Here is a 1,276-nt window from a genome sequence, read left to right on the forward strand (position 1 = left end):
ACCCACCCAACCGGCGGTGGCAACCGCCAGGGAGATCACGCCATGAAGCAGAATACCGACAGCTCATCCTTTTCGCTACTGCCCGACGCAGGGGCGTATGATCCGATCGAGGATCGCCTGCGGGCAAATGTCCGTGCCACCATTGAGGCCATGTTCGAAGAGGAGCTGGCCGACTTTCTTGGTCGGCTTCGTTACGGCCGCGGCAAAGAGCGGGCCAGGGGCTACCGACACGGGCACCGTGATCGGCAGCTGACCGGCACATTCGGCACCGAGACGGTGCGGGTTCCTCGTGCCCGGATCGAGGACGAGGCCGGCAAGATCACCGAATGGCGCTCGAAGGCACTGCCCCGCTACAGGCGGCTGACAAAGAAGGCCGAGGCCCTGATTGCAGCAGTCTATCTGGCCGGCACGAATACCCGGCGCGTCAAGCGGGCGCTGTTCGGGCTGTTCGAAGGGGCGGTGAGCAAGGACGTGGTCAGCCGCGCCTGGCGCAAGGTGAAGGTCGATTGGGACGCGTGGTCCACCCGCGACCTGGCCGAGGAGGATATCGTGCGGCTCATCCTCGACGGCACCGTCATCAAGACCCGGCTGGACCGCAAGGCCACCAACATCTCGGTGCTGGCGGCGATCGGTATCCGCCGCGACGGACAAAAGGTGCTCCTCTCGATCAGGAACATGGGCGGCGAAAGCACGGCTGCCTGGGGCAGCTTCCTTGCCGACCTGGACGCGCGGGGCCTCAGGCGGCCCGAGTTCGTAATCGTTGACGGCGCCCCCGGCCTTGAAGCCGCGCTCGTGGCGCTCTGGGGCGGGGACCTGCCCATCCAGCGCTGCACGGTTCACAAGCACCGCAACCTGCTTGGCCACGCGCCCAAGCGCCTGCATGACGAACTGAGCGAAGACTACCGCGACATGATCTATGCCGATACGGCCGCCGAGATCGAGACGCGCCGCAAGGCCTTCCTCCGCAAGTGGAAGCTCAAGTGCCGGGCCGTGGCCGATAGCCTCGAGGAGGCCGGCGATCGCCTCTTCAGCTTCACCCGCCTCGATCCGTCGCAATGGAAATCCGCACGGACCACCAACGCCATTGAGCGTCTGAACGAGGAGTTCCGCCGCCGCATCAAGACCCAGACCGTGCTGCCCTGCGCCGAAACCGTGCCGATGCTGCTCTGGGCGCTGCTGGCTTCCGGTCAGATCCAGATGCGAAAGGTCGATGGCTGGGAAACTCTGTCCCAGCCTCTCGAGCCAATGTCCCTTGACCTCGCGGCCTGACTGGAGC

1 protein-coding gene is annotated in these 1,276 nt (G+C 65.5%); it reads left to right on the forward strand.

Going from position 1 to position 1,276, the window contains the following annotated elements; genetic code table 11:
- The first annotated feature begins 42 nt into the window (after positions 1-42).
- Positions 43-1,269 carry an IS256 family transposase gene (locus tag ACFHYO_RS16005; RefSeq protein WP_394321728.1) on the forward strand — a complete coding sequence of 409 codons (1,227 nt, stop codon included), beginning with the start codon at positions 43-45 and terminating at the stop codon, positions 1,267-1,269.
- Positions 1,270-1,276 lie beyond the last annotated feature (7 nt).

The organism is Paracoccus panacisoli (assembly GCF_042435015.1).
GTDB lineage: Bacteria > Pseudomonadota > Alphaproteobacteria > Rhodobacterales > Rhodobacteraceae > Paracoccus > Paracoccus panacisoli.